The organism is Portibacter marinus, from assembly GCF_021533195.1.
Classification (GTDB): Bacteria; Bacteroidota; Bacteroidia; order Chitinophagales; family Saprospiraceae; genus Portibacter; species Portibacter marinus.
Map to the genome: position 1 here is coordinate 812,844 of NZ_JAJNKB010000003.1, position 6,747 is coordinate 819,590.

Genomic DNA, 6,747 nt, shown 5'->3' on the forward strand with positions numbered 1-6,747 from the left:
TATGGATATCGCATTAACAGGAACAAGTGTTTTGCTAGCCATCCTTGCTTTTGTTGTCTTGACGATTGTTGTTGTACAAGTTATTAAGGCTGTTCTCAGATCTAAATCTGATGGTCGTCTTACTGAGAAGTATGAAAACAAAGAATGGTCGTCTCCGCTAGAGGCAAATAACAAGTACCCGGACGTTAACGTCTTTAACTATACGGGACCAGCTTTTAAGTACGGTGCATTAGCCGCCTTATTAGTGATGCTGTTGGCTTTCAGTTGGACTTCATACGAGGAAGAGGTTTTTATTCCGGACGATGCTCTGGAATTCGATGAGGAGATCGAGCAGATTCCTCCTAGAACCGCAGAACCACCACCACCGCCACCACCACCACCGCCACCGGTGATTGAAGAGGTGCCGGAAGAAGAAATTCTTGAAGAGGATGAGCCTGTCTTCGAAGACATGGACATCTCAGAAGAAACTATTATTGACGAGCCGGAAGTGGTTGTAGATGATACACCTCCGCCACCACCTCCGCCACCACCTCCGCCACCAGAGCCTAAGGTTGAAGAGATCTTTAAGGTAGTGGAGCAAATGCCTAGATTCCCGGGATGTGAAGATATTTCAGGAACAGATAAGGAGAAAGAAGAATGTGCGAAGGGTAAAATGCTGGAGTATATTTATAAGAACCTTAAGTATCCTGCAATTGCAAGAGAGAATGGTATCGAAGGTATGGCTGTTATTCAGTTTGTCGTTGAAAAAGATGGATCCGTTGCAGATGCAAAGATTGTGAGGAATTTGGAAGGAGGTTGTGGAGAAGCAGCATTGGATGTAGTACAGGGCATGAACAGTTTGCCACAAAAGTGGACTCCTGGTAAGCAGAGAGGACGAAATGTTAAGGTACTTTATACTTTACCGGTAAGATTCAAACTTCAGGACTAATTCGATAGAATTAGCGAAATGATAAAAAGGCTTTTCTCGAAAGGGAAAGGCCTTTTTTGATGTCCGATGGTTAAGCATGGATTGCAAAATTCCGGTATCTTTTAAAAGACACTTTTTCTAAGAAGCTATTGATTTTCGACTTAAAGAAAATTTGATGCATAGTATGATGTTCTCAACCATTTAGAGATAAAGTAAATTACTCCCGAAATTCATTGCTGTTCCAGCTTACTATATTTTACAATCCATTTTGTTGAGTTAAATCAAAAGTGAATCTATTTACTTAATGGGATGTAATGGGCACAAAATTTTGCTCTTTATATGAAGTTAAATCCCTATTCTAACTCCATCCATTGACCTAAAACACCTAAATTATTACTCATTCCCCTTTTTGTCCCGGAATATTCATAACTTTTAACCTTAGAAATGCGTTCTAGTACTAGCCCAATAGTATTTGCTTGAAACTGAGAAGCTTTTAAAATATGAGAATTTTCATCTGTACCCTTTTCCTATTTGTCAGCGTTTTCTTGTCTGCCCAGGATACCCGCCTGGCCAATCAATACTACAATACCGGGGAATACGAAAAAGCAGCTGAAATCTATAAGCAACTGTTTGAAAAATCCAAAACCAACTCCTACTACTTTAACCGATACATCAATTGCCTCCTTTCACTCGAATTGTACGATGAAAGCGAAGATGTCATCAAAAAACAGTTAAAGAAAAGACCGAATGATCTACATCTCCATGTTACGCTTGGTAACATGTATGACAGAATGCAGCAGGAGGACAAAGCTAAAGCTGAATTCGATAAAGCCATTACTAAGCTGGACGGCAATCGAAGTGTTGTCACTCAACTTGGAAATGCATTTATTGGACTTGCCAAATACGACTACGCTATCCTTGCCTATGAAAAGGGAACAAATTTGCTAACGAAAGGAGAGTCTTTCGCATATAACCTGGGAGACCTGTATCGCCGAAGCGGTAATAAGGAAAAGATGATCAAATATTACCTCTTGAGTATAGCAGAGCGACCTGAGCGAATGAAAACGGTACAGACCATTTTTCAAAGGAATCTGGATATAGAAGATCTAGATATTTTACTCAATCAGCTCTACGCTAATGTTCAGGAAAATCCGGATGTCATTGAATACACAGAATTACTGCAGTGGTCTTTTATTCAGAAAAAAGATTACAAAAGAGCTCTAAGGCAAGCCAAAGCACTGGACAAAAGGCTGAATGAAACAGGAGTTAGAATTTACAACCTGGGGCAAGTCGCCTCTAATGCCGGAGATTACCCTACAGCGATCGATGCTTTCGAATATTTGCTGGAAGAGAAAGATCAAACTTCTCCATTCTATTTTGAAGCGAAAAGGGAGAAACTTGCCAACAAGCGTCGTCTGATCACCAGTAATTTTGACTACACCAGAGATGATCTTTTAGATTTAGAAAATGAATATAAAGAGTTTATAGATAACATTGGTTTTAACACACAATCTGCCTTTTTAGTCATCGAGTTAGCAAGGCTAAAAGCTGAGTATCTGGACAATCTACCGGAAGCCATTCAGTTGCTGGATTCCTTGATTTCTTTCGAAGGTGTGAATAAATATATATTGGCCAATGCCAAATTGAATCTCGGTGATTACTACCTGATGACCGGCGATATTTGGGAGGCTTCCTTGCTTTATTCACAAGTAGATAAAGATTTCAGAGAGGACTTTCTGGGTGAAAAAGCACGTTTTAAAAATGCATTATTGAGCTATTACAACGGCGATTTCGAGTGGTCACAGACTCAATTTGACATATTGAAGGCTTCCACATCTAAACTGATCTCAAACGATGCTATAGATAGAAGCGTATTTATTCTCGATAACATGGGGACAGATTCCATTGTCAAACCATTAGAGATGTATGCTGAAACAGAACTTCTGATCTTTCAAAATAAATATGATGAGGCTTTAAATAAATTAGATTCAATCAAAAACGGTTATGTGGTTCACCCATTAAGAGATGACATTTTATATCTTGAAGCCAATATTTTTAAGCAACGGAAAGAATATGACAAGGCCATCATTGCTTATAATGCCGTGATAACCTTGCATCCTGAAGAAATCAGGTGTGATAATTCATTGTTTGAGCTGGCCGAAATGTACGAAGTCATCCTCGACCAACCTGACAAAGCAATGGAACTTTATGAAAAGCTCTTCATTGAATTTTCGAACAGTACTTATGCCGTAGAAGCTCGAAAGCGATTTAGGAAATTGCGTGGTGATGAGATTCAATAGTTTCACACCTTTGTTTTAATGCTTCATTCATAGCAATAAATCCATCTTGAGTCTCTTTTTTTAACTTCTTGCTCATCAGTCCCACTAAGATTCCAGTAAAAGCCTCACTATGAAGGAATTTACAGGTTCCATCTCCGTTGTCAATGATTTCGAACATGTGCGTTCCATCAATGATGTTTTTAACAAGAAAGCTTCCCCTCCACTTAATTACTTTCTCAGGATTCACCACTAAAATCTTTGGCTTGAAGGTCATGCTTATAATTTCAACTTTGATCTGGTTCCCTTCAGCTATCTTTCCTTGAATTTGCTTGATAAACGGATTCCACTTTGGATAAGATGCCGTGTCCATCAATACCTTCCAAATGGTAGATTTCGAAGCCTTTATTTCAATTTTTGTCTGGATTAAATGTCCCATTGTTTATGATTTAATATTAATAATATCACAAAGATGGGCCTGAAATAAATTGGTCTTCTTGATATAAATCAAGATTTTAAACTTTTGAACGAATGCGGCTTAAAGTTTCGGGCGTCATTCCAAGCATTGAGGCTAAGTAATGCAAAGGTACCTCATTAAAGAGCTCTGGCTTGTATGCAAACATTTGCTGAAATCGCTGTGCAGAATCCATTGACAAAAAAGAAAAAATACGGTCTTCCAAAGTCAAAAAGCACTTCGCTAAAAATTGCTTCTCTATTCGCTCCCAATGGGGAATAATTAAAGGTAACCTGTCATAATCCTCTTTATAAATACTGTATAACTCAACCGACTTAAGGGCCTGAATATTTCTGCGGCCAGGTTGGTCAAAGACTAAACTCGCGATATCTGTAATAAAATCACCTCGACTTGAGATCCATTGAGTAACTTCTCTTCCTTCTACGGTTTCAAAAATTCTCAAATGACCGTCTAAAATAAAACTGAGCTCATTACAATAACTTCCGGATTTAAGGAAAAAATCTCCTTTATCCAGTGTTTTGTATTTGAAATAGCTGGCTAAAGTCTCTACTTGATTTAGAGGAATTGGGAAATATGCCTGTATGAAGTTTGTAAGCTCGGTCATAGATTTTGCATAGTTACGCTAAATCTCTCTCTTTTCAAATCTACGTTCAAAACTTTAGTTCCACCTCTTATGGTGATGATATAGGAAAAGTCGATTAAACATTAGTTATAGCTCCATATATTTCCATCCAGATTAACTAATCTTCGAGAAATTTATGAATTAAAGCGTATCCTCTCGGATTTGTGTAGTTCAATACGTGAGTTAAAATTGATATATGTGATGGAATAGGGCTTAAAAGATACTTGAATCTCGATCCCATACAAAGTCAATCTTATTGTACTTTTAAAATGCGCTTTTAGTAGAATATTTAAAAAGAAAAGATTATCTTTCTTCATTATTAACCCTAAAAAAAAAATTCAATGAGCAGCAAATCTGACAAAAGTTAGCGTGGTTAGTTCTTTAACCAACGCCTAAATTTAATTTAAACAAGTCGACTTAAATTTATTATTAGCATAGTTCTGATTTACCACAGCTATAGCTATTTATATTAACCCTTAAATATCAAACATGTATTTTGTAAAAAACAAATCATGCAACGGGATTACTATGTCCCAGCATCAAATCAAATCGTCTTTAAAAACAAATCGTTTTATTTTTATATTATCATTTTTGTTTCTTTTCCTTCTGAGTCCAGATGTTAGAGCTACCCACTTCGAAGGTGGAAATCTCTCCTGGCAACAGGCTGGTGGAAATAGTATTGAGTTTTCCTTCACTGGCCAATACAGGTACGGTTTCTTTTATAATCCACTTGAAACAGCACAAATTGGCGATAGATTCAATCTAGGTGAAATTGACTTGGGTAGCCCAGGATCATCGCCTCAGATCGTAATCATACGTGGAACTGTAACAAATTTTGACAAGGCCAATGATCAGGTATATTTTTCATGGACCTTCACTCAAACCTATCCCACATCAGGGAATAGAGTTGTTACAGCCTTTTACAAGAGCAGTGCACCAAATTGCTGTCGGGATAGCGATTTGCTGGATGGAAACAATGATAGAAATTTTCAGCTACAAACCATTGTTAATGTAGGCTCCCCGTTAAATAATCCACCAGTAACCAGTCTACCTTCGGAGATTAATTTCCCTGTAAATGCATCAGCGGCTATTTTGCAAATACCAGCGTCTGATCCAGATAATGATGACATAACTTATCGGATTGCCTCTCCCAGTGAATCAGGTTTACTTCGGCCAGCACCGGGAGGTTTAACCATGTCACCGTCTGGATTAATATCAATGAATACCGTAGGAAGATTGATTGGTCAGCGATTTGCTATTCAAGTTATGATTGAAGATGGAAAAACCAAAACGCCGGTTGATTTTACAATTGCAATGGTGGGCCCTTCATTGCCTCCTAGTTTTATCGGTGATACCCCAATAGAAGGCCAGGTTTTTACAGCAACTCCTCCTGGAAATGCTGTGGATTTTATTGTGGAAGCTATTGACCCTGATGCAAACCAGACTACATCTTTATTGTCAGTAGGTCTTCCAGTAGGCGCTACTATGACTCCAAGTTTTCCTATTGTATCTGCCGTTAACGGATCCGCTCAATCCACTTTTAGTTGGACTCCGGCGGTCGATCAGGTTGGTACATATGTGATTAATTTTCTTGCTCAGGATAATGTGGGTATACAAGCCTACCGATCAGTGATAATAAATGTGCTGTGTCCTTTACAAGCAAATGTAATTGATGTCACTCATACTACTTGTAGTAATCCTAATGGCGGATCTATTACGGTTGAAATCGTGGATTATTCAGACCTGGCAACTCTGGAATATTTATGGTCCGGCCCCAATTTTAGCGCTAACTCTCTAAATATTTCAGGTCTTTCGTCTGGAATATACAACTTAAGAGTTGATGATTCTGCTACAGGATGCTTTACCAATTTGTCGATTGAGATTAGCGATCAACCTGATGAAGAATCTCCCATTCCTCCTTCGGCACCATCTGATCTTCTTTTGCTATGTGCTGACGATGTGCCGACGCCGATGACACTGACAGCCACTGATAATTGTGATGGTAACATTACTGTCTCGCCTTCTACTCAAATAACACCGGGTGGCTGCCTCAATGATTTTCTTTTGGAAAGAACTTGGACATTTACATATGAAGCTGGTAACTCGACTTTAGTGACCCAGACTATTACTGTCATAGACACTCTTAGTCCAGTCGCACCAGACGTACCTGCTGACCTCACTTTGGACTGTGCTGCAGATCTGCCGCCGCCTGTTAATCTTACTGCAACCGACAATTGTGATGGTGATATCACAGTGTCACCAGATACTCTAATATTACCTGGAAGTTGCTTGAATGATTTTACCATGGTTCGTACCTGGACATTTACAGACACTTGTGGTAATACTTCTTCAGTAAGTCAGACGATCATTGTAGAAGATAAAACAGCTCCAGTCGCACCAGCGGCTCCTGCTGATCTCACTTTGGACTGTGCTGCAGATCTACCGCCGCCTGTTAATCTCACTGCAA

At 38.9% G+C, this 6,747-nt stretch carries 5 protein-coding genes; 3 read left to right on the forward strand and 2 right to left on the reverse strand.

The features are described 5' to 3' along the window. Position 1 precedes the first annotated feature (1 nt). Both L2567_RS11095 and L2567_RS11100 read left to right on the forward strand, forming a co-directional pair. Entirely contained in the window at positions 2–928 is a 927-nt protein-coding gene (locus L2567_RS11095; RefSeq protein ID WP_235297838.1) for an energy transducer TonB, read from the forward strand. Positions 929–1,407: 479 nt separating this feature from the next. After that, entirely contained in the window at positions 1,408–3,207 is a 1,800-nt protein-coding gene (locus L2567_RS11100) for a tetratricopeptide repeat protein (RefSeq protein WP_235297839.1), read from the forward strand. On the opposite strand, the gene L2567_RS11105 is transcribed toward L2567_RS11100, so the two are convergent. Beyond that, entirely contained in the window at positions 3,176–3,622 is a 447-nt protein-coding gene (locus L2567_RS11105) for an SRPBCC domain-containing protein (RefSeq protein WP_235297840.1), read from the reverse strand. The two genes, L2567_RS11100 and L2567_RS11105, sit on opposite strands and share 32 nt — an antisense overlap. A gap of 76 nt (positions 3,623–3,698) precedes the next feature. Beyond that, complete coding sequence (locus L2567_RS11110) at positions 3,699–4,262, reverse strand: Crp/Fnr family transcriptional regulator (RefSeq protein WP_235297841.1); 564 nt, start codon at positions 4,260–4,262, stop codon at positions 3,699–3,701. Between the two features lie 609 nt (positions 4,263–4,871). On the opposite strand from L2567_RS11110, the gene L2567_RS11115 reads away from it, so the two are divergent. Then, a partial coding sequence (locus L2567_RS11115) for an HYR-like domain-containing protein (RefSeq protein WP_235297842.1) occupies positions 4,872–6,747 on the forward strand: 1,876 nt, incomplete at its 3' end.

Bases quoted from the DNA above. Each gene is read 5' to 3' on its own strand.
- L2567_RS11095 (WP_235297838.1), top strand. From the start codon at position 2: ATGGATATCGCATTAACAGGAACAAGTGTTTTGCTAGCCATCCTTGCT.
- L2567_RS11100 (WP_235297839.1), top strand. From the start codon at position 1,408: ATGAGAATTTTCATCTGTACCCTTTTCCTATTTGTCAGCGTTTTCTTG.
- L2567_RS11105 (WP_235297840.1), bottom strand. From the start codon at position 3,622: ATGGGACATTTAATCCAGACAAAAATTGAAATAAAGGCTTCGAAATCT.
- L2567_RS11110 (WP_235297841.1), bottom strand. From the start codon at position 4,262: ATGACCGAGCTTACAAACTTCATACAGGCATATTTCCCAATTCCTCTA.